General features: G+C 71.0%; 25 protein-coding genes. 1 reads left to right on the forward strand and 24 read right to left on the reverse strand.

Annotated features, from left to right (window positions below):
- Positions 1-3 precede the first annotated feature (3 nt).
- The 3 genes from ACGIF2_RS01250 to pyrR are packed head-to-tail and all read right to left on the reverse strand — an operon-like array spanning position 4 to position 2,935.
- Positions 4-1,350 (reverse strand): dihydroorotase, encoded by a 1,347-nt coding sequence (locus ACGIF2_RS01250; RefSeq protein ID WP_396042640.1) that lies wholly within the window; start codon positions 1,348-1,350, stop codon positions 4-6.
- A complete protein-coding gene (locus tag ACGIF2_RS01255; RefSeq protein WP_396042642.1) occupies positions 1,347-2,339 on the reverse strand; it encodes an aspartate carbamoyltransferase catalytic subunit in 993 nt (330 codons plus the stop codon). The genes ACGIF2_RS01250 and ACGIF2_RS01255 overlap by 4 nt, the downstream gene beginning before the upstream one ends.
- Positions 2,336-2,935: a bifunctional pyr operon transcriptional regulator/uracil phosphoribosyltransferase PyrR gene (gene pyrR, locus ACGIF2_RS01260; RefSeq protein WP_396042644.1), complete on the reverse strand. Its 600-nt coding sequence runs from the start codon at positions 2,933-2,935 to the stop codon at positions 2,336-2,338. Before pyrR ends, ACGIF2_RS01255 begins: the two co-directional genes overlap by 4 nt.
- Before the next feature lie 253 nt (positions 2,936-3,188).
- On the opposite strand from pyrR, the gene ACGIF2_RS01265 reads away from it, so the two are divergent.
- Complete coding sequence (locus ACGIF2_RS01265; protein ID WP_396042646.1) at positions 3,189-5,408, forward strand: putative bifunctional diguanylate cyclase/phosphodiesterase; 2,220 nt, start codon at positions 3,189-3,191, stop codon at positions 5,406-5,408.
- A gap of 101 nt (positions 5,409-5,509) precedes the next feature.
- Here the strand turns inward: ACGIF2_RS01265 and nusB are convergent, their stop codons facing one another.
- The 21 genes from nusB to mltG form a co-directional block, all read right to left on the reverse strand.
- Positions 5,510-5,926, reverse strand: coding sequence for a transcription antitermination factor NusB (nusB, locus tag ACGIF2_RS01270; protein ID WP_396042648.1), 417 nt, complete (start codon positions 5,924-5,926; stop codon positions 5,510-5,512).
- A 1-nt stretch (position 5,927) separates the two neighbouring features.
- On the reverse strand, positions 5,928-6,491 hold the full coding sequence (gene efp, locus ACGIF2_RS01275; protein WP_396042650.1) for an elongation factor P: 564 nt from the start codon (positions 6,489-6,491) through the stop codon (positions 5,928-5,930).
- Positions 6,492-6,621: 130 nt separating this feature from the next.
- On the reverse strand, positions 6,622-7,059 hold the full coding sequence (locus tag ACGIF2_RS01280; RefSeq protein ID WP_396042652.1) for a hypothetical protein: 438 nt from the start codon (positions 7,057-7,059) through the stop codon (positions 6,622-6,624).
- A 100-nt stretch (positions 7,060-7,159) separates the two neighbouring features.
- Positions 7,160-7,795: a hypothetical protein gene (locus ACGIF2_RS01285; RefSeq protein ID WP_396042654.1), complete on the reverse strand. Its 636-nt coding sequence runs from the start codon at positions 7,793-7,795 to the stop codon at positions 7,160-7,162.
- A 69-nt stretch (positions 7,796-7,864) separates the two neighbouring features.
- Positions 7,865-8,317: a type II 3-dehydroquinate dehydratase gene (locus ACGIF2_RS01290; protein ID WP_396042656.1), complete on the reverse strand. Its 453-nt coding sequence runs from the start codon at positions 8,315-8,317 to the stop codon at positions 7,865-7,867.
- A 25-nt stretch (positions 8,318-8,342) separates the two neighbouring features.
- Complete coding sequence (gene aroB / locus ACGIF2_RS01295) at positions 8,343-9,476, reverse strand: 3-dehydroquinate synthase (protein ID WP_396042658.1); 1,134 nt, start codon at positions 9,474-9,476, stop codon at positions 8,343-8,345.
- The gene (locus tag ACGIF2_RS01300) at positions 9,473-10,033 is read right to left on the reverse strand and encodes a shikimate kinase (RefSeq protein ID WP_396042660.1); all 561 of its coding nucleotides are present in this window, start codon (positions 10,031-10,033) and stop codon (positions 9,473-9,475) included. The genes aroB and ACGIF2_RS01300 overlap by 4 nt, the downstream gene beginning before the upstream one ends.
- Entirely contained in the window at positions 10,033-11,223 is a 1,191-nt protein-coding gene (aroC, locus tag ACGIF2_RS01305; RefSeq protein ID WP_396043336.1) for a chorismate synthase, read from the reverse strand. The genes ACGIF2_RS01300 and aroC overlap by 1 nt, the downstream gene beginning before the upstream one ends.
- 57 nt (positions 11,224-11,280) lie before the next feature.
- Complete coding sequence (locus tag ACGIF2_RS01310; RefSeq protein WP_396042662.1) at positions 11,281-12,060, reverse strand: type 4a pilus biogenesis protein PilO; 780 nt, start codon at positions 12,058-12,060, stop codon at positions 11,281-11,283.
- 1 nt (position 12,061) lies between these two features.
- Complete coding sequence (locus tag ACGIF2_RS01315) at positions 12,062-12,757, reverse strand: PilN domain-containing protein (protein ID WP_396042664.1); 696 nt, start codon at positions 12,755-12,757, stop codon at positions 12,062-12,064.
- Positions 12,754-13,818 carry a type IV pilus assembly protein PilM gene (gene pilM / locus ACGIF2_RS01320; RefSeq protein ID WP_396042666.1) on the reverse strand — a complete coding sequence of 355 codons (1,065 nt, stop codon included), beginning with the start codon at positions 13,816-13,818 and terminating at the stop codon, positions 12,754-12,756. The genes ACGIF2_RS01315 and pilM overlap by 4 nt, the downstream gene beginning before the upstream one ends.
- Before the next feature lie 82 nt (positions 13,819-13,900).
- Complete coding sequence (locus tag ACGIF2_RS01325; RefSeq protein WP_396042668.1) at positions 13,901-14,689, reverse strand: prepilin peptidase; 789 nt, start codon at positions 14,687-14,689, stop codon at positions 13,901-13,903.
- Entirely contained in the window at positions 14,686-16,293 is a 1,608-nt protein-coding gene (locus tag ACGIF2_RS01330) for a hypothetical protein (protein ID WP_396042670.1), read from the reverse strand. The genes ACGIF2_RS01325 and ACGIF2_RS01330 overlap by 4 nt, the downstream gene beginning before the upstream one ends.
- Positions 16,294-16,313: 20 nt before the next feature.
- Positions 16,314-17,021, reverse strand: coding sequence for a type II secretion system protein J (locus tag ACGIF2_RS01335; protein WP_396042672.1), 708 nt, complete (start codon positions 17,019-17,021; stop codon positions 16,314-16,316).
- The gene (locus ACGIF2_RS01340) at positions 17,014-18,786 is read right to left on the reverse strand and encodes a prepilin-type N-terminal cleavage/methylation domain-containing protein (protein WP_396042674.1); all 1,773 of its coding nucleotides are present in this window, start codon (positions 18,784-18,786) and stop codon (positions 17,014-17,016) included. Before ACGIF2_RS01340 ends, ACGIF2_RS01335 begins: the two co-directional genes overlap by 8 nt.
- A 157-nt stretch (positions 18,787-18,943) precedes the next feature.
- Positions 18,944-19,423, reverse strand: coding sequence for a type II secretion system protein (locus tag ACGIF2_RS01345; protein WP_396042676.1), 480 nt, complete (start codon positions 19,421-19,423; stop codon positions 18,944-18,946).
- A 177-nt stretch (positions 19,424-19,600) separates the two neighbouring features.
- Entirely contained in the window at positions 19,601-20,827 is a 1,227-nt protein-coding gene (locus ACGIF2_RS01350) for a type II secretion system F family protein (protein WP_396042678.1), read from the reverse strand.
- Entirely contained in the window at positions 20,827-22,287 is a 1,461-nt protein-coding gene (locus tag ACGIF2_RS01355) for a PilT/PilU family type 4a pilus ATPase (RefSeq protein ID WP_396042680.1), read from the reverse strand. Before ACGIF2_RS01355 ends, ACGIF2_RS01350 begins: the two co-directional genes overlap by 1 nt.
- A 139-nt stretch (positions 22,288-22,426) precedes the next feature.
- Positions 22,427-24,106, reverse strand: a complete 1,680-nt coding sequence (locus ACGIF2_RS01360; protein WP_396042682.1) for a GspE/PulE family protein — start codon at positions 24,104-24,106, stop codon at positions 22,427-22,429.
- A gap of 99 nt (positions 24,107-24,205) precedes the next feature.
- The gene (locus ACGIF2_RS01365) at positions 24,206-25,081 is read right to left on the reverse strand and encodes a shikimate dehydrogenase (protein WP_396042684.1); all 876 of its coding nucleotides are present in this window, start codon (positions 25,079-25,081) and stop codon (positions 24,206-24,208) included.
- Entirely contained in the window at positions 25,078-26,310 is a 1,233-nt protein-coding gene (gene mltG, locus ACGIF2_RS01370; protein WP_396042686.1) for an endolytic transglycosylase MltG, read from the reverse strand. Before mltG ends, ACGIF2_RS01365 begins: the two co-directional genes overlap by 4 nt.
- Positions 26,311-26,312 lie beyond the last annotated feature (2 nt).

Genomic DNA, 26,312 nt, shown 5'->3' on the forward strand with positions numbered 1-26,312 from the left:
CGGTCATGCGAGGCGCGCCCGTCCGGCCGCGCGCTGCGAGCCGTCGGCATCGTCCTGCGGGATCCCGTCGAGCACGGTGGCGCGGCCACGCAGGAACGTCGCGACGACGGCCCCCGGCAGCTCGCGGCCCCGGAACGGGGAGTTGACGCTCGCCGTGCCCTGCTCCTCGGGGACCACGGTGCGGCGGGCCGACGGGTCCACGAGCGTGAGGTTCGCGGGCTCCCCCACGGCCACCGGGCGGCCCTGGTCGGCCACCCGTCCGATCTCGGCGGGGGTCGTGGACAGCACCCGGGCGACGTCCGCCCAGGTCATCCGGCCGGTGTCGACCATCGTCTCCTGGACCACGGAGAGGGCGGTCTCGAGACCGGTCATGCCGAACGCCGCCGCGGCCCACTCGCAGTCCTTGTCCTCGCGCGGGTGGGGCGCGTGGTCGGTGGCCACGATGTCGATCGTGCCGTCGGCCAGGCCCTCGCGGACGGCCTCGACGTCGGCTGCCGTGCGCAGCGGCGGGTTGACCTTGAACACCGGGTCGTACCCGCGCACGAGCTCGTCGGTCAGGTACAGGTGGTGCGGGGTGACCTCGGCGGTCACGGCGATGCCACGCGACTTGGCCCAGCGGATGATCTCGACCGAGCCGGCCGTCGACAGGTGGCACACGTGCAGGCGCGCACCGACGTGCTCGGCGAGCAGCACGTCCCGCGCGACGATCGCCTCCTCCGCGACGGCCGGCCAGCCCGCGAGCCCGATCTCCGCCGAGACCACGCCCTCGTGCATCTGCGCGCCCGCCGTGAGCCGCGGCTCCTGCGCGTGCTGCGCGACGACGCCGTCGAACGCCTTCGTGTACTCGAGCGCGCGGCGCATCAGCACCGGGTCGTGCACGCACCTCCCGTCGTCCGAGAAGACGCGGACCCGGGCAGCCGAGCCGGCCATGGCCCCGAGCTCGGCGAGGTGCTCGCCCTCGAGACCCACGCTGACAGCACCCACCGGGTGGACGTCGACCCACCCGGCGTCGCGCCCCAGCCGCCAGACCTGCTCGACCACGCCCGCCGTGTCCTGCGTGGGGGTCGTGTTCGCCATCGCGTGCACCGCCGTGAACCCGCCCAGCGCGGCCGCCCGGGTGCCCGAGAGCACCGTCTCGGCGTCCTCCCGGCCCGGTTCGCGCAGGTGCGTGTGCAGGTCCACGAGCCCCGGCAGCAGCACGAGGCCGGTGCCGTCGATCTCGGTCACGTCGGCGCCCGCACGCGAGCCCGCGTCGGGCCCGATCGCGGCGACCACGCCGTCGGCGAGGAGCACGTCGACCGGCTCGCCGCCCAGCGGCGCCACCGAGCGCAGCAGATATTCCGTCGTCACGCCGCGTCCACCTTCACGTTCGTCGTCGGCTCCCCCGCGAGGAGCATGTACAGGACCGCCATGCGCACCGCCACACCGTTGGCCACCTGCTCGACGATCACGGACCGTGCGGAGTCCGCCGCCTCGGCCGAGATCTCGAGCCCGCGGTTCATCGGACCGGGGTGCATGACGATGGCGTGCTCGGCGAGCGACCGCAGCCGCCGGGCGTCCAGGCCGTAGCCGCGCGAGTACTCGAGCGGGCTCGGGAAGAAGCCGCCGCCCGCGGTCGACATCCGCTCGCGCTGCACGCGCAGCATCATCACCGCGTCGGGCTGCAGCTCGGCGAGCACGCCGTCCAGGTCGTACGACACCTGCGCGGGCCATGCCTCGACCCCCACCGGGACCAGCGTGGGCGGGGCCACGAGCGTGACGTGCGCACCCAGGGTGTGCAGCAGCTGCACGTTCGAGCGGGCCACGCGGCTGTGCAGCACGTCGCCCACGATCGCGACCTTCAGTCCCGCCAGGTCGCGGCCCGTGACGTCGGCCCGCCCGCCGTCGCCCACGAGGTGACGGCGCAGCGTGAACGCGTCGAGCAGCGCCTGCGTGGGGTGCTGGTGCGTCCCGTCACCGGCGTTGACGACCGCCCCCGTGGTCCAGCCCGAGTGCGCGAGCGTGTGCGGTGCCCCCGAGGCGTGGTGGCGGATCACGACGGCGTCGGCGCCCATGGCCTGCAGCGTGAGCGCGGTGTCCTTGAGCGACTCGCCCTTGGACACGCTCGAGCCCTTCGCCGAGAAGTTGATGACGTCGGCCGACAGGCGCTTGGCCGCCGTCTCGAAGGAGATGCGGGTGCGCGTCGAGTCCTCGAAGAAGAGGTTCACCACGGTGCGGCCGCGCAGCGTGGGCAGCTTCTTGATCTCGCGGGCCTGCGTCGCCGCCATCTGCCCGGCGGTGTCGAGCACCCGCACGGCCGCCGCGCGGTCGAGGTCCTGTGCCGAGAGCAGGTGCTTCATCGGGCCACCTCCCCCGAGATGAGCACGGCGTCCTGGCAGTCCGTCTCGGTGAGCAGCACCCGCACGCGTTCCGACGTCGAGGTCGGCAGGTTCTTGCCCACGTAGTCGGCGCGGATCGGCAGCTCGCGGTGGCCCCGGTCGACCAGCGCGGCGAGCTGCACAGCACTGGGTCGCCCGAGGTCGCTCAGCGCGTCGAGCGCGGCGCGGATCGTGCGGCCCGAGAAGAGCACGTCGTCGACGAGCACGACCACACGTCCGTCGATCCCGCCCGCGGGCAGGTCCGTCTGGCCGATCGCCCGGGTCGGGTGGTGCGCCAGGTCGTCGCGGTGCATCGTCACGTCGAGGCTCCCGACGAGGTCCGCGACCGACAGCCCGGGTTCGACCTCGGCGATGCGGCGGGCCAGGCGGTGCGCGAGGGGCAGGCCGCGCGTCGGGATCCCCAGCAGGACCAGCTCGGAGCCGCCCTTGTTCCGCTCGAGGATCTCGTGGGCGATGCGGGTCAGCGCCCGCCCGATCTCGGGGGCGCCGAGGACGACGTTCGCGTCCGGGGTGGTGTGCTGTGCGCCGTCAGAGGGCGCACCGGTGCCAGAGCTCATCTGGCGACCTCCTTCCCCGCCTCACTGGACGGGCCTTAAAGGAATGTCTGTCAGGGGCCGACGATACCTCCGTGCGGGCACTGCTCCCGCACTCCGCCACGCAGTGGACGCCACGGTGACCCAGCCCACACCGCGGGCACACCGCTCGACGTCCGTCCGTCGTCGGTGCCCGACGTCGGACGTCACCCCGTCGAGTGGTGCCGTCACCCGGTTGCCGACTCAATGCCGTCCTCCCACGGACCGATCCAGCGGCATGGGGTTCTCTGCGCCGACGTGGGCGGCGCTCGTGCAGTTCGGCGCTGCCGGACTCGTCGGTGGGTTCTGCGTGCTGCACTGGGTCTGGTGGCGCGGACAGCTGCGCCAGGCCGGCGCGGCGTGGACGCTCATCTGGTCGACCATGTTCGCGCTCCTCTTCCTCGCGAACGGCCTCCTGGCGGTGATGCCCGCGGGCAGCACCGGGATCCTGCACTTCGTCCGCGCCCAGCTCCTCGCCGCGACCGTGGTCCTCGCCCTGCCCGCGACCCGCGCCTACGCCCAGGGGCCGCCCGTGCGCATGCACGTGGTCGTCGCGACCCTGCTCTACACCGCGCGCGCCGCCGCGTGGATCGGGGTCGGGCTCGCCGGAGGGACCGGCTCCCCCGGGCTCACCCTCGGGGCCGTCGACAGCGTGACCTTCCTGCTCCCGGTCGTCCTCGTGGGCGTGTACGTCGTCAAGGCCGTCGGCAAGGCGCCGCTGACCACGATCGGATCCGTCCTCGTCACCCTCTCGGCCGTCTCCACGGTCGCCCTCGTCGCCTCGGTGCTCGTCGCCGACCCCACGCTGCGCGAGACGCTCACCATCACCTGGGCCCTGCCCTTGTGCGTAGGGCTCGAGGCCCTCGGGCTCGCCCGGCTGCGCCACGCGCAGTGGGAGGCGCAGCGTCAGAACCTCATGCGCGACGCCGTCGCCCGCATCTCCAACGCCGCCTGGTTCCTCAAGGACCCCGAGTCGCTCCTGCTGAGGGCCCGGGACGAGAGCCGCACGCTCCTCGCCGACCCCACCATCGAAGGGTCGCTGCGCACGCTCTCCCGCGGACGCTTCGTCACCGAGCTCTTCTCCGACGCGGGCCGACCTCTTGACCTGCGCGAACGCGGGTTCCTCATCGACCTCGCGCAGATCGTCTCGGCCCACGCCGAACGCGCCGAGCTCGCGGAACGGCTCGCCCGAGCCGCCTTCACCGACTCCCTGACGGGGCTGCCCAACCGGCACGCCCTCGACGAGCTCCTCACCGCCGCGCTCGACCAGGCCGACGTCGAACGCACCCGCGTCGCCGTCATCTACTGCGACGTCGACCGCTTCAAGCAGGCCAACGACCACCACGGCCACTCCTGGGGCGACGCGCTCCTCGTCCAGGTCGCCGACCACCTCCGCTCGGTCGTCCCGACCGAGTCAGGGGTCGCACGGGTCGGCGGCGACGAGTTCGTCGCCGTCATCTCCCGCGCCGGCACCGACTGCGACCTCGTCGAGCTCGGCAGCGCGCTGCGCAACGGCTTCACCGGGGGCGGCACCTCAGCCAGCGCACCCCGGCTGAGCGTCGGCATCGCCACCTGGGAACCCGGCGAGCCCATCGACCCCGAGAACCTCCTGCGCGACGCCGACACCGCGATGCTCGAGGCCAAGCGCACCCGCAGCGGCGTGCTCGTCTTCGACCGCCCCCTGCGCCGCCGCGTGCAGTCCGAGCTGCGGCTCCGCCGGGCCCTCGACGCCGGCATCGCCGACCGCGAGTTCACCACGCACTTCCAGCCGATCGTCGACGCCCGCACCCTCGAGGTCGTCGAGCTCGAGGCCCTCGCCCGGTGGACCCACCGCGGACAGATGCTCCAGCCCGCCGAGTGGCTCCCCCTCGCCGAGGACTCCGGCCTCATCGTCCCCATCGGCGAGACCCTCATCGCCAGCGCCCGCCACGGGCTCGACCGGTTCCAGCTGCCCGTCGCCGTCAACGTCGCCGCCCGGCAGATCTCCGACCCCCACTTCCTCGAGCTCGTCGAACGGGCCTGGGGCGACAGCGAATGGGTCCGGCTGACCATCGAGGTCACCGAGAGCGCCCTGCTCGCCGACGACGCCGCCGCGACCCTCACCCTGCAGGCCCTGCGCGACCGCGGCGTGCGCATCTCGCTCGACGACTTCGGCACCGGCTACAGCTCGCTCTCGCGCCTGGCGACCCTGCCCGTCGACATCGTCAAGATCGACCAGTCCTTCGTCCGCGAGATCGGCACCGCGCACGGCGAGGCTGTGCTGCGGGCGATCCTCGCGCTCGCGGACGCGCACCGCCTCGAGGTCATCGCCGAGGGCGTCGAGACGGCCGCGCAGCTCACCGCCCTCGTCGGGCTCGGCGTCACCCGGGTCCAGGGCAACCTGCTCGGCCGGCCGTCGCCCGACCTGCCCGTGCGTGGGCCGCGTCCCCGCCGGCACGGTGTGCTGCCCGCACGCTGAGCACCTGCACAGGCCGTTGGCCAGCGCGGCCCGTCGGCCTCCTCACGCACGAAGAGCGCCCCACGACCGGTGTCGGTCGTGGGGCGCTCTCGTGCGTGTCGTCAGAGCAGCAGCGTGGGCTTCAGGTCCACGATCCGGCCCAGCAGGCCGTTGACGAACGTCGGCGACTCGTCGGTCGACAGCCCGCGTGCGAGCTCGACCGCCTCGTCGACAGCCACCGCGTCCGGCACGTCGTCGTTGAAGAGGACCTCCCAGATCCCCAGCCGCACCAGCGCCCGGTCGACGGCCGGCATGCGCTCGATGGTCCACCCGTGGGCGTGCGTCGAGATCAGCTCGTCGATGCGGCGGCGGTGCGCAGCGACACCCTCCACGAGCTCGACCGAGTACTGCGGCAGGGCCGCCTCGGTGCCGGGCTCGGTGATCCGCTCCGCGAGCAGGGTGACAGGGTTCATGCCGCGCTGCTCGGCCTCGAACAGGACGTCGAGCGCGCGCTTGCGTGCCTTGGTGCGAGCTCCCACGTCAGTCGTTCACGCGGCCGAGGTAGCTGCCGTCGCGGGTGTCCACCTTGACCCTCGTGCCGGCCTCGAGGAACAGCGGGACCTGGATCTCGTAGCCCGTCTCGACGGTGGCAGGCTTGGTGCCACCCGTCGAACGGTCGCCCTGCAGGCCCGGCTCGGTGTACGTGATCTCGAGCACGACCGACGGGGGCAGCTCGACGTACAGCGGCACGCCCTCGTTCGTGGCGACCATGACGGTCTGGTTCTCGAGCAGGAAGTTCGCCGCGTCGCCGACGACGGTCTCGGAGACCGGCATCTGGTCGAACGTGTCGGTGTCCATGAAGACGAAGTCCGCGCCGTCCTTGTACAGGTACTGCATGTCGCGCTTGTCGACGTTCGCCGTCTCGACCTTCAGGCCCGCGTTGAACGTGCGGTCGACGACCTTGCCCGAGAGCACGTTCTTGAGCTTGGTACGGACGAACGCGCCACCCTTGCCGGGCTTCACGTGCTGGAACTCCACGACGGTCCAGAGCTGGCCGTCGATCTTCAGCACTGTGCCGTTCTTGAGGTCGTTGGTGGTAGCCACGGGAGCTGCTTCCTGTCGAGTTGAGAATGTGCGAGTCGGCACCTCGCGCGCCGGAGACGGCGGGGGCGACCAGACCGCCGACCATCGTACAGGCGTCAGCGGGGAACGGGCGGGACGTCAGGTCATGACGTCAGACCATGAGCAGGGCTCGGCCTGCGAGGCCGACGAGTGCGGCCCAGAGCATCGACGTCAGGGTACCGATCACGAACCGCTCGGACGCCCCCGGGTTCTCGCGCAGCTCGGGGTACCGGCCGAGGCCCTTGACCGCCACGACGATCGCGATGCCGCTCGACTCGCCCGCGAGCAGGCACCCCGTCACCGCGACCCGTTCGAGCAGACCGATCCACGTGCCGCCGCGCAGCACCGCGCGCGCCACCTCGCCGTCGGGGCCGTCGGAGACCGCCGCGGCAGCCGGCCCCGGGGCGCCCGCGGCCGCTGGGGTCTCGGCCGCACCGGCGTCCGACGACCTGCCCGCGAGGTGCAGGACGCCGGTGGTCAGGACCCAGCCCCCTGCTGCGCTGAGCGCGAGCATCAGGATGACGACGAGCGGCATGAGCAGTGCGTGCACCGGTTCTCCTCGGGTCGATGCGGGGCGCTCACCTGGACGGCGCCGACGTCGGACGGATCCTCTCGCACGCCGTGGTCGCGGGCGTGGCGCGACCCGCAGGTCAGGCGCAGGGGTCGGGGCCGCCCGCAGCGGCGTCGAGCAGCCTCACGGCGAGCGGACGGGCAGCGAGCTCCTCGCTCCACAGCGCGCTGCGCAGCCGCTGGCTGACCGCCTGCTGCGTGACGCCGAGCGCCCGGGCCACGTCCTCCTGACGGTGCTCGCCGGCGCTCCGGGAGGCGTCGACCGCCTGCCAGCCGGCAGCCGTCCGTCGGCGCACCAGGGTGCCGAGGAGCACGAGCAGGGCCTCGGCGTCCTGGGCGCACCCCGCGTTGGTGCCGCGGACGACGAGCGGGACCGGGCGGAGCCGGCTCTTGGCCTGCGTGACGGCGTCCCGGGCGAGGACGAAGGCCAGCCCCGAGCCGGCCCGGGAGGAGGCAGGGAGCGGTTCGTGGACCGGTCCGGCGCCGATGCCGATGGTCCACCCGCCCCAGCGCAGGATCGCGAGGGCGACGTCGAGCGCGAGGCCGGCATCGGACAGCACGCACTGCACCTCGTCGCCGACCGTGCGCTCGAACGCGGCAGCAACCCCTGGTGCACCGACGTCGAGGTCGGTCCGCGCCCTCAGGCGCGTGAGCAGGTCGTCGACCTGGTCGCCCCGCGTGCGGCTGCCTTCCTGGTCCACCGTCAGCACGAACATGGGAACAGCCTAGGGCCTGGTACGGGCTCTTACAAGGCTCTAGACCTGTTCTTTGACCTACAAGGTTGGCTACTGGTCCTGACCCAGCCGACCGGCGATCGCACCCAGGGCCAGCCGGTACGAGTCGAAGCCGAACCCCGCGATCGTGCCGGTCGCGACCGCACCGATCACCGAGGTGTGCCGGAACTCCTCACGGGCGTACGGGTTCGACAGGTGCACCTCGACCAGGACGAGCCCCGCCTTCGTCACCTGCGCGGCCGCGTCCCGCACCGCGTACGAGTAGTGCGTGAAGGCCGCCGGGTTGAGCACCACGTGCGACGACGAGTCCACGGCCTCGTGCAACCAGCCCACGAGCTCGGCCTCGGAGTCCGTCTGCCGCACCTCCACGTCGAACCCCAGGTCGGAGCCCCAGGCGCTGCCCGCGGCGACCAGGTCGGCGTACGACGCCGAGCCGTACACGTCCGGCTCACGCACACCGAGACGACCGAGGTTGGGCCCGTTGAGCAGCAGGACGCGTGTCATGCCGCGAGCCTAAGGGACGTGCCGCTCACAGCGGGATCGCCCGGCTGGGCGGGGCGGCACCCTCGCTGACCTCGGCGTACGCCGCGACCAGCAGCGTCGGATCGGGCCCCTCGAGGCGCGTCGGGCGCCCGATGGCCTCCAGCACGACGAAGCGCAGCAGGTCCCCGCGCGTCTTCTTGTCCCGCCGCATCGCCGCGAGCAGCTGGTCCCAGCGGTCCCCCCGGTACGACACCGGTAGCCCGACCGACGTCAGGATCGACCGGTGACGCTCGACCACCGCGTCGTCGAGCCGGCCCGCGAGCCGCGCGAGCTCGGCCACGTACACCATGCCCACGGACACGGCAGCGCCGTGCCGCCACGAGTACCGCTCGACCTGCTCGATCGCGTGCGCGAACGTGTGGCCGTAGTTGAGGATCTCGCGCAGCCCCGACTCGCGCAGGTCCTCCCCCACGACCCGGGCCTTGACCGTGATGGCGCGCTCGACCAGCTCGAGCAGCACGGGCGACTGCGCAGCCCGCACCGGGTCGGAGACCAGCTCGGGGTCTGCCTCGACCAGCTCGAGGATGCGCGGGTCCGCGATGAACCCGGCCTTGATGATCTCGGCGAGCCCCGCGACGTAGTCGTACCGCGGCATGGTCTCGAGCGCGGCCAGGTCGCACAGCACCCCGGCCGGCGGGTAGAACGTGCCGACCAGGTTCTTGCCCTCGGCGGTGTTGATGCCCGTCTTGCCGCCCACCGCCGCGTCGACCATGCCGAGCAACGTGGTCGAGACGTGCACGACCTTGATGCCCCGCAGCCAGGTCGAGGCCACGAAGCCCGCGAGGTCGGAGGTCGCGCCACCACCGAGCGAGACGATCGCGTCCGAGCGCGTGAAGTCCGCCTGGCCCAGCACCTGCCAGCAGAACGCCGCAACCTGCGCGGTCTTGGCCGCCTCGGCGTCCGGCACCTCGGCCACGAGCGCCTCGAGGCCGTGCGCCAGCAGGTCCTCGCGCACGGCCTCGGCCGACGTCGCGAGGGCCGTCGGGTGGATCACCAGGACCCGCTTGACGCCGTCGCCCAACAATCGGGGCAGCTCGCCGAGCAGGTGCCGACCGATCACCACGTCGTACGGCTGCTCACCCTCGACCCGCACGACCCGCGTGGCCTGCCCGGTGCTCACGAACCGCTCCCCTCGTCCTGCGACGGCGTACCCGGCGCCTGCCGGACCACCCGGTCGATCTCCTCGGCGACCTGCGCCGGCCCCCGGGCGTCGGTCGACACGCGCAGCGTCGCCAGGCGCTCGTACACGGGCCGGCGGGCCTCCATCAGCGCCTGCCACTGAGCGCGCGGGTTGCCCAGCAGCAGCGGGCGGGCCGTGTTGAACCCGACGCGCGGCGCCGCGTGGGCCAGGCTCACGTCGAGGAACACCACGACACCGCCGGCCGCCGAGTACGCCGCCAGCGCCTCCTGCGTGACCGGGTCGAGCACCGCGCCGCCACCGAGGGCCAGCACCCCGTCGTGCTCACCCAGCGCGTTCACCACCGCGGTGCGCTCGAGCGCCCGGAAGTGCGCCTCGCCGTCCTCGACGAAGATCTCACCGATGCTCTTGCCGGCGACGACCTCGACGTCGGCGTCCGTGTCGCGGGCCGTGACCCGCCAGCGCGCCGCGAGCTGGGTCGCGACCGTCGACTTGCCCGATCCGGGCGGGCCGACCAGCACGATCAGAGGAGCCGGCATCAGCGCTGCAGCTCGGGGATCGCCGCGAGGTAGCCCTCAAGGTTGCGCCGGACCTCGGCGAGCGAGTCGCCACCGGTCTTCTCGAGCAGCGCGTCGGCCAGCACGAGGGCGACCATCGCCTCGGCGACCACAGCAGCCGGTGGCACCGCGCACACGTCGGACCGCTGGTGCTGCGCCCTGGCCGGTTCGCCCGACGCGGTGTCGACCGTCTCGAGCGCCTTCGGCACCGTCGAGATGGGCTTCATCGCGGCACGCACCCGCAGCACCTCGCCGTTGGTCATGCCCCCCTCGAGGCCACCGGCACGGTTCGAGCGGCGCACGATGCGCCCCGACGCGTCGCGCTCCATCTCGTCGTGCGCCTGCGAGCCGCGACGGGTCGCGGTGCGGAAACCGTCACCGACCTCGACGCCCTTGATCGCCTGGATGCCCATGAGCGCCCCCGCGAGACGCGCGTCGAGCCGCCGGTCGCCGTGCACGTACGAGCCGATACCCGACGGCACCCCGTACGCGAGCACCTCGACCACGCCGCCGAGCGTGTCGCCGTCCTTGTGGCACTCGTCGATCTCCGCCACCATCGCGGCCGACGTCGCCGCGTCGAAGCAGCGCACCGGGTCGGCGTCGAGGGCCGCCACGTCGCCCGGACCGGGCAGAGCCGCGTCGTCGGGCACCACGACCGGGCCGATGCCCACGACGTGCGACACGAGCCGGATGCCGGCCGCCTGCTCCAGGAGCTTCGCGGCGAGCGTGCCCAGCGCCACCCGCGTCGCCGTCTCGCGGGCGCTCGCGCGCTCGAGGACCGGGCGGGCGTCGTCGAACGCGTACTTGCGCATGCCCACCAGGTCGGCGTGCCCCGGACGCGGCCGCGTCAGCGGGGCGTTGCGGGCGCGGTTCAGCAGCTCGGGGTCGTCGACCGGGTCGGAGGACATCACGTCGACCCACTTGGGCCACTCCGTGTTGCCGATCTCGACGGTGACCGGCCCGCCCTGCGTCAGGCCCAGCCGGACACCCGCGAGGATGCGGACCTCGTCCTGCTCGAACTTCATCCGCGCGCCCCGGCCGTAGCCGAGCCGGCGACGGGCCAGGGCGTCCTGGATGTCGGACGAACGGACCTCGACGCCCGCGGGCAGGCCCTCGAGGATGCCCACGAGGGCCTGGCCATGGGATTCACCTGAGGTCAACCAACGAAGCATGGTCGGCATCTTTCCATGTCTTCGATTCCGCAGCCGCGACCGTCCGGCGTGGACCGGCTATTCGCCGCCGACGGGGACCAGCGGGTTCTTCCCGGCGACCGCACCCGGAAGGGCGGGTGCGGGATCGACGACGTCCGCCGGCACGGCAAACGGGTCCAGGAGGGTGAACGCGAACCCGGTGATGGTGACCTCGAGGTCGCCTACCGCGGTCGCGGGCCGACCGCTTCCCGCATCGGACTCCTTCTGTGCGGTCCCCGTGAGCCCACTGACGAGGAAGAGTCGCGGCGTGGCGTTCTGCAGGTCGCCGATGAAGGAAAGGACGTTGTCGTACGTGCCGACCGCGGTCATCGAGACGGGCAGCGTGACGAATCCCGCAGGCAGGACCGACGCGACCGACGGCGTGGTTTCTGACGTCGTGGCACTCTCTTCCGTGCCCGACGTGGCAGCATCGGTCGGTGCAGCCGTCGCTGCCGGCGCGGCCGGCTCAGCCACGGCTTGCGGCTCGCCAGGCGAGATCGCCGTGAGCGTGACCCCGTGCGACACGGCCACGACGTCGAACTGTCGAAGCAGGCTGGAGAGCTCTGCCGTGGTGGGGATCTGGACGCGCAGCGTCGCGAGCTCGTCCTTGTAGACGTCGAGCTTCGCGAAGTCGGAGGCGAGCTTGGTCACCTTCATCTGCAGGATCTCGTTCTGCTGCCGGGTCGACTCGGTCTCGGCCCGGGACTCGCTCGCCCGCGTGAGCAGTGGTGAGATCGCGAGCAGGTAGGCAGCGGCAACGATCACCAGGGCGAGGAAGACCGTCCCCCCGATCCAGGTGCTCTTCTTGGCGCCGCCCATGTCAGCTCGTCCCTTCCGCTGCGCTGAACCGGTGCGCTAGCGCCGCATCGGTGTACTGAACGGACCCGGCCACCGTGTAGTAGACCGTCGAGTCGGTCGCGGCGATGGCCGCCGACGAGGCCCACGCGCTCGCGAAGCCGGGGATCGAGTTCAGCGAGTCGATCCACGAGGCCAGGTCGGGGACGGTGGCCGTGCGGCCCGTGAACTGGATCTCGCCGGAGCTCGCACCCTTGAGGGGGTTGGTCGAGTCGCCGGCCGACGCCGTGCTCGCCGGCGAGACGCTGAACGACTCGATGCTCACCCCTTCAGGGAGCACCGCCGTCACAGCGTCGAGGTACCCCTTCCACTGCACCTCCGTCGCCATCCCGGCCTCCCGCGCGATCTTGACGGAGGTGAGCGCGTTGAGCACCCGCGGGACTTCCGCGTACTTCTGCTCCTCGACCTGAAGGTCCGACGTGACCTTCTGCTCGGCCGTGAGGTCCTTGGCGGCCATCGAGGCCGAGACCAGGCTTCCCGCGTACGCGACGGCGCACAGCGCGAGCGTCGCGACGAGCGAGACACCCAGCCACCGCTTGACGACAGTGAGTCCACGTGCCGCCCGAACCTCTGGCGGAAGGAGGTTGACCTGCGGAAGGGCCCCTCGGTAGGGGGTGACGAGGGGGGCTTGCTGAGCCCCTCGGTCGATCGCTGCGCTCATGCTGCCACTCCGTACGCGAGGCCGACGGGCAGGGCGACCAGCGACTCGAACCCGTTCAACGAGCCCCGATCGAAGGACTTGGCCACCTTGAGCCCGACGAGGGCATCGCCCAGGATCACGGGAAGCCTGCTCGCGCTCGAGAGGTACTGACCCAGCCCCGGCAGGTGAGATCCCCCGCCGGTCATGATGGCGACGTCGATCCCTGCGCCGGGGTTGTTCCCGGAGTAGTAGACGAACGTGTTGCGGACTGCCTCGATGAGGGTGCGCGAGACCTCACTTATGGCCTCGGCGGCAGCGCTCTGCTCGGGCCCCACCGCGTACCCGACACCGATCTCTCGTTTGAGGACCTCTGCCTCCGCCCCGGCGATCCCGAGGGAGCTGGCCACCGCGTTCGTGATGCTGTGCCCCGCGATGGCGAGCGTCCGGACGAGCCTGGGGACTCCGTGCGAGGCGATGACGACGTTCGTGACGCTCGCCCCGATGTCGACGATCGCCACCGTGCGCTCGGCAAGGTCGCCGCGCGCCACGGCGCGCATCAGGGCGAAGGCGTTGAGGTCGACCATGGTGGGACGCAGGCCCGCGCTCTCGACGGCGAGGACGTTGGCGTTCACCGTGTCCCGCTGCGCCGCGACGAGCATTCCCTGGACGGTGCGGCCGCTCGGGCCGGCGAACTCGCCGGTCGGGAAGTAGTCGAGCAACGCCTCGTCGACCGACATGGGCAGGAGCTCCTGCACCTGGAAGGGCAAGGACGACCTGAGCTGTGCGGGGGGCATCCACGGGAGGTCGAGCTCGCGCACGAGAACCCGCTGGTTTCCGACACCGATGACGACCTCGCGCGAGCTGAACTTGAACTGGAGCCAGAGCTGCCTCAGGGCGCTCGTCACCGTCTCCGGCTGGACCACCTCGCCGTCACGCACGGCTCCGAGCGGCAGTCCCACCTGTCCGTAGCGCAGCAGCGTCGGCGCCGAGCGCCCTGACGGGCCGGACCCCCCGAACTCGAGCTCGGCGGCCCGGACAGCTGTGGTGCCGATGTCGAGCCCGATCACGCGTGTGCTGGCCACTGGCGTCCTTTCCTCCGCATCGCGATTCTGATTGCTCTATCGGGCACTCCCCGGCCGACCTTGAGGCCTCGATCCCGCGGGGTCACACAAGGAAGCCCTGGTACCAGTCCCAGATCGTGGTGCCACACGCGACTCCCACCGCGCCGCCGAGCAGCAGCCACGGACCGAAGGGGATGCCCGACTTGCGGCCGGCGCGTCCGGTGAGCAGGAGACCCACGGAGAAGACGCCACCGAGCAGGAATGCTGAGAACCAGCCGACGACCAGGGCGCTCCAGCCGAACCAGCCCAGGAACAGACCGAGGACTCCCGCCAGCTTCACGTCTCCCAGGCCCATACCCGGGGGGTAGACGATCACCAGGACGAAGTAGGCGAGGAACATCGAGGCGCCACCGATGAGGGCCCGGACCAGGGCCCCCCAGTCGCTCGCACCGCCGGGGTTCCAGCTGGCGAGCGCCAGCAGCGCGACGGCGACCGGATAGCTTGGGAGGACGATGGCATCCGGCAGGCGGCGGACGTCGATGTCGATCAGCGCGAGCGCGACCGAGATCGCCACGACGTACAGCACTGCCGGGAGCACGGCCACCGCGCCGAAATGCCACGCGACGAGCGCGAACAGGATCGCCGTGGTGGCCTCGACGAGCGGGTAGCGGACCGAGATCGGAGCCGCGCAGTCCCGGCACCGGCCACGCAGCACCAGCCACGAGAGCACCGGGACGTTGTCCCGCGCCCGGATCGCGTGCCGGCACCGCGGGCAGGCGCTGGGCGGCGACACGATCGACTCGCCGCGCGGGACCCGCCACACCACCACATTCAGGAACGAGCCGATCGCCAGCCCGAAGACCCCGACCGTCGCGACGATCGCAGCCGTCACGGCGTCCTGATCTCGCGCTTGTAGACGATGTCGACACGGTACCCGGACGTGGCCGTCGGGTTGGTGTTCGGGAAGGTCACTCCCGGGATGCCGATCGGGACGTACCGCATCGTCATGTTGTTCCGCAGGGTCACCTTGCCGCCGTACAGCTGCCCGTAGAACGTCATCGTGTTGTTGGTCTCGAGCTCGCACGGCGTGTACCCGAAGAAGGTGATGGGCGCGATCGCGAGGCTGCCGGAGTCGAACTTGATGTTGCCGGACGTGTTGGCGCCGACGGTCTTGCCGCACTCCGCTGTGCCGTTGGGGGCGACGTCGGGATCGGGGACGATGATCCAGACGTTGTGCTGAGCTCCGTCTGCGGAGGTGATGCTGAAGTTGCCTGTCCCATAGAACTTGTTCGCGTAGATGACCATGTCCGCTCGGAGGCGGATGTTCGTGTTGCCCTCGAGCTTCGTCTCCGCGCAGTAGCGCGTGTCGAACACCGTGGCGACCGTGGGTCCGATCAGGGGCCCGTTCAGGCTCCAGTTGTCGCCCGCGATGGTGCACTGCGTCTTCGCGGGGTTGCGGGCATCCGACCAGGTCGGGGCGCCGTTGGCCACGGCGTTCGCGATGACCCAGTCGCGGTAGGCCTGCGCCCGGTCTCCGGTATTGGCAAATCCGGTCCAGTCGGAGGGCTTGTAGACGACCTCCGGCAGACCGACGGGCAGGTACTGCGGGATCGCACCGGCTCCGACCCCGCTCGCCAACGTCCCGCCGACGACCGGCCCGGTCCCCCACGTGCTGTACGCCCCGGCAACGATGAGGTCACGCCCGTACTTCGAGCCTTCGGCGACTCGCGCGTCCGCGGCGACATAGGTGTCCTGGCCGACCGTGTTCAGTCCAGCCGACTGCATCTGGTGCACGGTGAGCTTCTTGCTGCTCCACAGGTTCTGAGTGATCCTGCACCCGCCGGATATGTCCGTCGTTCCGTCTACGACGATGAGGTTGCCGTCGATCGTCACATTGGAGTTGCAGTTCACGTCACCCGTGTCGACCCAGACATCGACCGGGGTGTCCGGGAGCGAGGTCTCGAGCGTGAACCCGTTCGTCGACATGATGGCGTTCGCCGCGAAGATCGCTGCGCCCCGCCCGGGAACCGAGGTCGGCGTGAGGTTGACCTTCGCCTGGACCGTGCGCTTCGGCGCGACCCCGACGACGCTCGAGCTCGTCACGCTCGTGGATGTGATCACTGCGGTCACCGGGGAGCCCGTCACGACACCTGCCGCGCACGGCAGCTCCGTCCCGAGGGCGTCCCAGTAGGTGACGGTGGCAGTGACCGACGTCGCGCTCGGGGACGTGTCCTGCACGAGGGCGCCGCTGGCCGGCCACACGCACGGGGTGGTCGTCTCGAGCTCGGAGAAGACGGCATCGACCGCTCCCTCGGCGCTATGGACCTCGAGGGTCCGCGCCCGGTCACGCCCGGAGTCGTTGGCCGCGACGATGGCGTTGGCCACGACCACCGAGGCGAGCGCGATCCCGATGAGCGCCACCGCGAGGGCGGCGACGAGCGCGCTCCCGCTCTCGGGGTCGCCCGACGCGCGACCTCCGGTCAGGTTCTTGAGCATCCTGGCTCCTCGTTCCTGGGTCATGGAGGTGGCACCACGCCGCACTTGTCGGCCGGGTAACCGAAGACTGTGTTGCGTCCCGTCAGCACGGACGTGACGCTCGCGGGCTGGGACGACGCCCGCTGCTCGGGGTCCTTGAGCCGGAGCGTGACGCGGATCGTCTGCGCCGCGGAGTTGGCCTGGGCGACGGACGCGGGGTCGACGTAGAACGGGGGCCACGTCGACGGGTCCGAGTCGACGATGACGGTACCCGCGGGCCGTACGACGTTCCGGGCTACGACGCTCCAGTCGCGGACGCCGCCGACCACTGTCCAGTCGGGCCGCCACGAGCGGTACTCGAGCGCGCCGACGTCCGCGCCCGGGGCGAAGATCACGCGCCACTGCACGCACTGGAACACACCGTCGGTCTGCGTGTAGACACGCAGCGAGTAGTACGGCTCGACCCCCGAGCTCGCCAGGGTCTCGACCGAGGGATCCGAGATCACGTTGCCCGAGCGCACCTGTCGATCGATCTGCATCAGACCGAGCTGGGCTTCTGACACGGAACGGGTGCGCGCGAGGTTGTCCTTGGCCTGCAGGCTGACGTTCAGGAGGATCGTGAAGACGATGCCGAGCAGACCGATGAAGATCGTCATCGAGATCAGCAGCTCGACCAGCGTCCAGCCGTCGTCGCTGCCAGCCTCTCGATCCTGCGAGCGAGGCTCCTGGCCCCGGGTGCCGTCACGCATCGGGGGCCGCCTTGTACGACGCGTTGACGTGCGAGGTCCCGAGCGAGGTGGCGGCAGTGAAGGCCGTCGAGCCGGTCGCATCGGTGAGCGTGTAGGTCACCGCGACGGTCACGTCACCCGCGCTCGTGTCGATCGCGCAGCCGTCCGTCTTGCATGCCACGTCTGGGTTCGACGCGATCGACATGCTCGGCGTGATGACCACGGTGGCCTGCGCCGTCACGGTCACCCCGGCAGCGGTCCAGGTCACCGGCGCGCTGACAGCTGTCTGGTTCGTGAGGGGCCCGAGTGTCAGGTCCGTGTACGCGGTGCCGTTCCAGTAGGAGACCAGGCCCGAGCGCGTCGCCACCCCATCGACGACCGGCTGCGAGACCCCGCGCTCGACCCTCGCGGAGTCGTGGTAGCCCGTGACCCTGACCAGCCCATTCGGCGCCGAGCCAGCGACCCACGCCGCCGTGCCGAACGACATCGTCCCGACGGTGCGTTCCGCCCCGGCCGACGCGCACCCCGAACCGGTCAGCACGGTGCAGCCCACCGGGACGCCCCCCGCGGTCGTGCCGAAGCGCGCACCGAACGTCTTGGAGGTCCCACCGCCGGCGACGGAGACGACTCCCATCGTCGTGGCGCCGACGCTGAACGACACCGACGACGGTGTTCCTCCGGTCACCGTCGCAGCGCCGCACGGTTGGGCTGAGGGGATACCCGTCGCGCACGAGGTCGTGGTGGACGCCTTTGCCACGCCGCTGACCCCGCCGCCCGCAGCGAAGCTGAGCGTGTAGGGGCCCGAGCCCGCCGAGAGCGAGGCCGACGACGAGACGCCGGTGGAGTCCGGCGGGGAGGCCGGAGCTGCACCGCTGGCCCCGACGTCGTTCGACGCGCTGTTGAGGACCTTCGCGAAACCGTCGGTCCCGATGGGCACCTCGGGGTCGACGCCCTGCAAAAGCACACCAGCCTGGGTGACCTGCGAGTCCGTCGTGCTGGCCTGCTGCGAGCTCACGCTCGAGCCGGCCTTGCCGAGGCTCATGGTGGCGGTGATCACCGGGGATCCAGGGAGCACCGGGACCGCTCCGACGGGCGCCGGTGTCGGGGACGGCCCGGCCGCGCCACCCGTGACTGTCACCGAGGGACCGTCAGCGCCGCCCGAGCTCGAGAAGAGAGCTTGGCACGCGCCGAGGAAGGGCTGGTTCGACACGTCGCCGCAGCCACCCGCGGGCGCGTACGCCTCGGTTCGCGTCACGACGAAGCCGGTCGTCGTGCGGCCGGACCGCGTCCACGTCGTGACGACCGTCAGGGTGAGGACGTTCGGCTGCGTCGCGGCCGAACGGGTCACGTACACCCTGGACGTGAACACCGTGGCGGCGTTCGAGGGATCGACCGATATGACCTTGTTCGAGCCCCCTGTGCCGGAGAGCGGGGGCACGTCGGTCGCCTGCGTGCTCGTGGTCACGAGGGTCTCGTCGAGCGTGGCTCCGACCGTCGGGCGGAACCTGCCGCTCGAGATGTTCGCGTCTCCGCCAGCGGCGGCCGCGAAGTTGGGGTGGAGGCCCTTGTTGAGGACGAGCCACGGGAGGGCCCGGAGCTCTTCCATGATCTGGTTCGAGACCGCGGTTGCCTGGGTGCGCTGGCGGCTCTGGGCCGTGGTGACGAGCGCTGACGTCTGGACGGCCATGAGCACCAGGAGGACGCCCGTGATGACCATCATGGCGACGATGAGCTCGATCAGGGAGAAGCCGTCATCACTGCGACTTGAGCAAGTCGGTTGAGTCACCTTCGCCAGTTCTCCTCTCGGTCCACTACTGGCGGCGTGCTCGGTCAGAACGTAGCGGTGGGGCAGAGGCACAAACGCCTTCACCCCACCGCTTGAACTCCACCCGCAGAGGCATCAACGGCAGGCCGCGCGAGTCCGCCTGCGGATGGAGCTCACATCACGGCCTGGCTGTGATGACCACGCTGGCGCCGCAAGTAGTACCGAGAGCGCCCAGACCCCCGCCTGCGCTGTAGCTGACCGATGTGTTCGTGCCGTCTTCGTAGGTGAGCTGGACGCACCACGTCGTGTCGCTCGTGCCGGTTGTTCCGACGCCCGTCACGTTCGAGCTCGCAGGACCGAGATCGGCGTTCACTCCGGTCACTGTGGACGCGTAGGCGTAGTGCGCAGTAGCACCGGACCCCGAGAAGGTGATGCTGGGAGCAGCACCGGTGCCGTCGACGTAGTACGCCGCAAGCTCCTTGCCGAGCGTCGAGATGTCCGCGCGGGCGGCGGTGTCACGCGCCTTGGCGCGCTGGTTGAGGAACACCGGGATCGCGATCGCCGCGAGAATGCCGATGATGATCATGACGACGAGGAGCTCGATCAGGGTGAAGCCCTGGTCCTTCTCCTTCATGGACTTGCGGATGCGAGCGTTCACGTCAGTGCTCCCGTTCAGGATGGTCGGGCGTGGTCTTCGATGTCATTCCGGCGGGGCCGGATCGGGTGTTGCGATATCTCCATCGGCGCCCCGCCGACCCGCCTTGAGCATGTGACGAGCCCGACAGGGAATTCACTCGTCCGGCGCAACTCATTCGTCCGGTTTGTCGCCGATTGCTCAATTGATGAGGTCGAAGATCCCGAAGATGGGCATGTACATCGCAATGATCATCGAGCCGATGATGGCGCCGATCACGACGATCATCAGGGGCTCGATGAGGCTCGTGAGCTGGTCGGTCGTCGCCTCGACCTCCTGGTCGTAGAAGTCGGCGATCTTGGCGAGCATCGTGTCGAGCGCACCCGTGTCCTCGCCGACGGCCATCATCTGCACCACCATGGGCGGAAACACGGGGTGCTGTGACAGAGGTCCCGTGAGCGACTCACCACGGCGAACGGACTCCTCGACCGCCTTGGATGCCTTCTCGATGACGAGGTTCCCGCTCGTCTCACCGACGATGTCGAGCGCCTGGAGGATAGGGACGCCCGCATGGATCATCGTGCCGAAGTTGCGGGTGAACCGGGACACTGCGATCTTCTGGAAGAGCTTGCCGAAGATGGGCGCCTTCAGCTTCCACGGGTCGACCCGTTCACGCACCGCGCGGTCGTTCTTGTGCTTGCGCCACCACGCGGCGAAGACAGCCAACGCGACCACGAGCGGAATGATCGTCCACTTCATGATGGCGGACATCGTCACGAGGATCTGTGTCGGAAGAGGTAGTTCCCCGCCGAGCGACGTGAACATCCCGGAGAACACCGGCACGATGAACAGGAGCATGCCGATGGTCGCCAGGATCGCGATGACGAAGACGACCACCGGGTAGGTCATGGCCGACTTGATCTTGCCGTGCAGCTTGACCTCGGACTCGAAGTTCTCGGCGATGGACACGAGCACCTGGTCGAGGAACCCCCCGATCTCGCCCGCCTTGACCATGTTGATCATCAGCGGGGGGAAGACCTCTGCATGCTTCCCGAGGGCCGTCGAGAACGCGACCCCGGTCTCGACGTCGTTGCGCACCTGCGCGAGCACCTTGGCGAGGGGCTTCGACTCGGTCTGCTCGGCAAGGATGGACAGCGCGCGGAGCAGCGAGAGCCCGGCGGTGATCATCGTCGCCAGCTGGCGCGCCATGATCGCGAGGTCCTTGAGGCCGATCTTCTCCCCGAACCCGGGGATGGTGATCTCCTTGTTCATGCCGGTGTTCTTCACCTCGGCGATGGACATCGGCGCGAGCCCCATGCCCTTGAGCCGGTTCGCCACGGCGGCCTGGTTCGAGGCCTCGATCCGACCCTTGACGATGTTGCCGGAGCGGTCACGGACCGCGTACTCGAACGTCTTGCCTGCTGCCATCAGAACTCCTGCGTCCGGAATGCGGCGACGCCGCCCTGAGGTGCGCCCTGTGCCCCACCGGAGAACCGACCGGTCAACCGGTTGAAGTCCTCGACGTGCTGGCACTTCTCGAGCGCCGTCTCATAGGTGACCTTGCCGGTCTTGACCAGGTCCGCGAGGTGCTGGTCGAGCGTGTGCATCCCGAGCTGCGCGCCGGCCTGCATCGCCGAGTAGATCTGGTGCGTCTTCCCCTCACGGATGAGGTTGCGGATCGCCGGGGTCGCGAGCAGCACCTCGGTCGCCACCACACGACCTGGGCTGTCGGCCCGCTTGCAGAGCGTCTGGCACACGACGCCCTGCAGCGCGCCGGCGAGCTGGGTCCGGACCTGCGACTGCTGGTGCGACGGGAACACGTCGATGATCCGGTCGATCGTCTGGGCCGCGTCCTGCGTGTGCAGGGTCGCGAACACGAGGTGGCCGGTCTCGGCTGCGGTGAGGGCGACCGAGATCGTCTCGAGGTCGCGCATCTCGCCGACGAGGATGATGTCGGGGTCCTGCCGCAGCACGTGCTTGAGCGCCGCGGCGAACGAGTGCGTGTCGGAACCGACCTCGCGCTGGTTGATGAGGCACTTCTTGTGCCGGTGGAGGAACTCGATCGGGTCCTCGACCGTCATGATGTGGTCCTCGCGCGTGCGGTTCGCGAGGTCGACGATCGCGGCGAGGGTCGTGGACTTGCCCGATCCGGTCGGACCGGTCACGAGCACGAGCCCGCGCGGCATCCCGGCGAAGTTCCCGACGACCGGCGGCACGCCCAGGTCCTCGAGCGGCTTGATCTCGTACGGGATGACGCGGAACGCCGCACCGATCGAGTCGCGCTGCATGTACAGGTTGACGCGGAACCGCGCGACGCCGCGCACGGCGTAGGCGAAGTCGAACTCGAGCTCGGACTCGAAGGTCTCGCGCTGCTTCTGGGTGAGGATCGAGAAGATGCTCCGTTGGAGCGCGTCGCCCGCGAGGACTCCGAAGCCCTCGAGCGGTCGGAGCGACCCGCTCTTGCGGACCATCGGCGTCGCGCCCGTGGTCAGGTGGAGGTCAGAGGCGCCCGTCTGGACCATCGCCGAGAGTGCCTCGTCGAGCACGAGGTCGCCCTCGTGCGTCTCCTGGCTCATGCCGATCCGCGAGGCGCGGTCGCGTGAGGAGGATCGGGCGACCGGGGGCGCCGCGGCCGGGCGCTCCTCGGGACGGGCGTCACGCGGGTCGACCGGAGCCTGCCTCGCCGGGGCCTGGGGCGGCTCGGGCCGGTACGGCGACGCGGGGACGCCGCTCTGCGACGGGATGGGCGAGTACATCGGCTGCGGGGCGTGCGCGGGCGCCGGGAGCCCAGGGGGGCCGGCCGCCGGTCCGGCCTGCGGTCCCGCGGCGTGGTACGGCGGCAACGGGGGCGTGGCCCCCCCTGCCGGGGCCTGGTACGGGTCGCTCACGGGTCTGCCTCCAAGTCGTCGCACACCTGCCTGCGGTCGGCGCCACCAGATGGCCCGGCCGGGTCGTGTCCACGAACCTCATCGGCGGCCCGGCGCCCCTCCTTGAGCGCGACGTCGACCCAGGCTCGGGACTCCACCCTCAGGCGACGACGCGCAGGATCTCCTCGATCGACGTCTGCCCGAGCACGACCTTCATCCAGCCGTCGTCGCGCAGCGGGACCATGCCCTGCCTGCGGGCGGTCCCGGCGATCTCGGCGGCCGACGCGTGCGAGACAGCGAGCCGCTCGACCTCCTCGGTCACGCGCATGACCTCGTGGAGCGCGAGGCGCCCGCGGTACCCGGTCTTGGAGCACGCGATGCACCCGACCCGGCGGTACAGCACGGGCTTCGGCTCCCCCGGCATCCACGGGAAGCGTGCGCCGACGAGCTCGACCTCGGTGGGCTCGTAGGCCTCCTTGCACTTGTCGCACAGCTTGCGAGCGAGCCGCTGCGCGACCACGGCGTCGAGCGCCGAGCCGACGAGGAACGGCTCGATGCCCATCTCGACGAGCCGCGTGATCGCCGACGGCGCGTCGTTGGTGTGCAGCGTCGAGAGCACGAGGTGACCGGTGAGGGCGGCCTCGATCGCGATCTGCGCGGTCTCGTGGTCACGGATCTCACCGAGCAGCACCACGTCGGGGTCGGACCGCAGGATCGAGCGGAGCGCGCCGGCGAACGTCAGGCCCGCCTTGGGGTTCACCTGGACCTGGTTGATGCCGGCGAGCCGGTACTCGACCGGGTCCTCGACGGTGATGACGTTGATCTCGGGCTTGGACACCGCGTTGAGCGTCGCGTACAGCGTGGTCGACTTGCCCGATCCCGTGGGGCCGGTCACCAGGATCATCCCGTAGGGCTTCGTGAACGCCTCGTGGTACGTCGCATAGTTCTCGTCGAGGAAGGACAGGTCGCGCAGGTCGAGGCTCGCGGTCGAGTTGTCGAGGATGCGCATGACGATCTTCTCGCCCCACACCGTGGGCAACGTCGCCACGCGAAGGTCGATCTTGCGCCCGTTGTGGGTCACCGACATCCGCCCGTCCTGGGGCTTGCGGCGCTCGGCGATGTCGATGTCCGACAGGATCTTGACGCGGCTGATCACGCCGCCCTGGATCTGCTTGGGTGAGCGCTGCATCTCGTGCAGCACGCCGTCGATGCGGTACCGCACCCGCAGGTCGTGCTCGGTCGGCTCAATGTGGATGTCAGAGGCCCGGTCGGTGATCGCCTGTGTGACCAGCAGGTTCACGTACCGCACGATCGGCGCGTCGTCGTCGACCTGCTCCCCGATCCGCGAGAGGTCCAGGTCGGGGTTCGAGAGCCGCGACTCCTCCTCGAAGGCGGAGGACAGGTCTTCCAGCTCGCCGTCCGCGCGGCAGAACCGGTCGATCGCGCGGGCGAGGTTGTCGAAGGTGGCGACCACGGGGGTCACGGGCATGCCCGACATGGTGCGCACGTCGTCCACCGCCACCACGTTCCCGGGGTCCGCGGTGGCGAGGATGAGCGCCCCGTTCGCGATCTTGACCGGGAGGACCGTGTACCGCCGGCACAGGCTCGCGGGCACGAGCGCGACGGCGGCCCGGTCGACGGGGTAGTCGTCCAGGTCGATGAAGTCCATGCCGACCTGGCGGGCCAGCGCCGAGACGAGCTGTCCCTCGCTGAGCACACCGATCTCGACGAGGGTGCGCCCGAGCGACTGCCCGCTGCTCAGCTGCTCGTCCATCGCGGCGAGCAGCTGACCCTCGGTGACCAGGCCTTCGTCCAGCAGGATCTCGCCGAGCTGCTTCAACCGATCGTCCTCTCGCCCGAGCCCGCGCGGCGTGCACGGGTTCTCTGGGACTAGATCGGCACGCGGGCGCGTGGCCTGAGGGCGAAGGTGCGGGTGAAGTCAGCCGAGCCGGGCGGTGAGCGCGGCGTCCATCGCGGCGAGCGGTCCGGGCAGGCCGGTCATGAGGCGCACCTGCTCGGCGGCCTGGTGCAGCAACATGCGCTCTCCCCCGACGACGGTGCCGCCGCCGCGGTGCCAGGCGGCCGCCAGCGCGGTCGGTCGGGGGTCGTACGCGACGTCGAGGAGCACACCGTGCGGGGTGCAGCCGTCGAGGGCCGCCGCGAGAGGGTCGGCGCCGTGCGGGGGCAGGGTGGAGACGACGAGGTCCGCCCGGGGGATCTCCGCCGCGGCGCTCTCGAGCGAGGCGTACCGCGGTTCGACGCCCATCCGGTGCGCGGCCCGCATGAGGGGGCCGATGCGCGCCATGGAGCGCACGTACACCACGGGCGTGGCGCACCCGAGCTGGGCGAGCGCCGCGAGCGTCGATGCGGCGGTCGCCCCGGCCCCCAGCACGGCAGCGGTGCGGTGCGGTGCCGGCCCCGTGGCTGGCGCGAGCCCTTCGCCGAGCGCGGCGACGATCCCGTGCACGTCCGTGTTGGCGCCCGTGAGCACGGGTCGACCGCTCCCCACCTGCTGGACCAGCACGGTGTTCACGGCACCGACGACCTCGGCGAGCGGCTCCACGTGGTCGAGCAGCGGCAGCACGGTCTGCTTGAGCGGCATGGTGAGGCTCAGCCCTGCCCACTCGGGGCCGAGCGCGGCGACGAGCCCCGGCAGCTGCTCCTCGGTCGTGTCGAGCGCGTCGTACGACCAGGTGGACAGCCCGAGCGCGGCGTAGGCGGCCCGGTGCAGCGTCGGCGACAGCGAGTGGGCGACGGGGTGCCCCAGCACCGCTGCCCGGCGGCGGGCGGGCGGCTCGGTGGGCGGATGGCTCACAGGTGCCCGTCCTCCCACTCGCGCAGCCGCTCGAGGTTGGCGTTGTGCTCGGCGAGGGTGTCGGAGAACGCCATCTCGCCCGTCTCCGGGTCGACCACGGTCCAGAAGATCCAGGTGCCCGATGCCGGGTTGAGCACCGCGGCGATCGACTCGGCCGAGGGTGAGCCGATGGGCGTCGGCGGCAGGCCCACGTTCTTGGACGTGTTGTACGGGTGGTCGAGCAGCCGGTCGTCGCTCGTGATCTCGGCGACGGGCTTGCCGAGACCGTAGGCCAGGACCGCGTCGATCTCGAGGCGGTTGGCGCGGGCGAGGCGGTTGTCGATCGCCCGGGCGACCTGTGCCCTGTTCTCCGGGGTGGTCCCCTCGGCCTGGACCAGCGAGGACTTGATGAGGACGGTCTGCCAGCTGTCCTCGGGCACGCCGTTCGCGGTGAGGGTCTCGACGGTCTTGGCGACCATCGTCTGCAGGATCGCCGTCGCGGAGGCGTCAGCGTCGATCTGGTAGGCGTCGGCGGCGAGCCAGCCCTCGACGTTGCCACCGGCCTCGGCGGGCAGCCCGATCGCGGCCGGGTCGGCCGCTGCGGCGGTGAGCTGCTCGACCGGGATCCCCAGCACCCCGCCGATCTTCTCGAAGATCTGGCTGGCGGTCTGGCCGGCGTCGATGGTGACCTTGAGCGAGACACGGTTCGCCGGGTCCAGCAGCGCCGCCAGCGCGTCGGCGGCGCTCATCTCGAGCCGGAGCTTGTACGTGCCCGGTTCGATCGTCGCGGAGCCCTCGGACACGACGTAGACGTCGGTGAACGCGGCGACCGTGGCCACCACTCCCCCGTCGACGAGCTTCTGGGCGATCGTCTCGGGCGTGTCATCGGCGGCGATCGTCACCGTCGCCTCTCCGATCCCCGGTCCGGAGTGGTCGGCGACGGCCGGGGAGGCGTCGTGCGCGCTGCCGCCCGGGGCAGGGCCGACGATGCTGTACACCACGTACCCCGCGCCGAGCAGCAGCCCCACGATCATGAGGGTGACCATGACCTTGCGCCGGCGCCGGTGGCGGCGCTGCAGGGAGCGCTGGGCCTTGACCTCACGGCGCGAGCGTCGCCGGGGCGCCACGGGGTGCTCGTCCGGCCCGCCGGGCTGCGCGGCCCGGCTCGGGGCCGCCACGGGCTCGCCCTGGTGCTCGTCGGACTCGGCACGGCGGCGCGCACGCGTCGGGGGCGCGTCGGTGCCGCGCACCT

The sequence above is a fragment of the Cellulomonas sp. P22 genome, assembly GCF_044392165.1.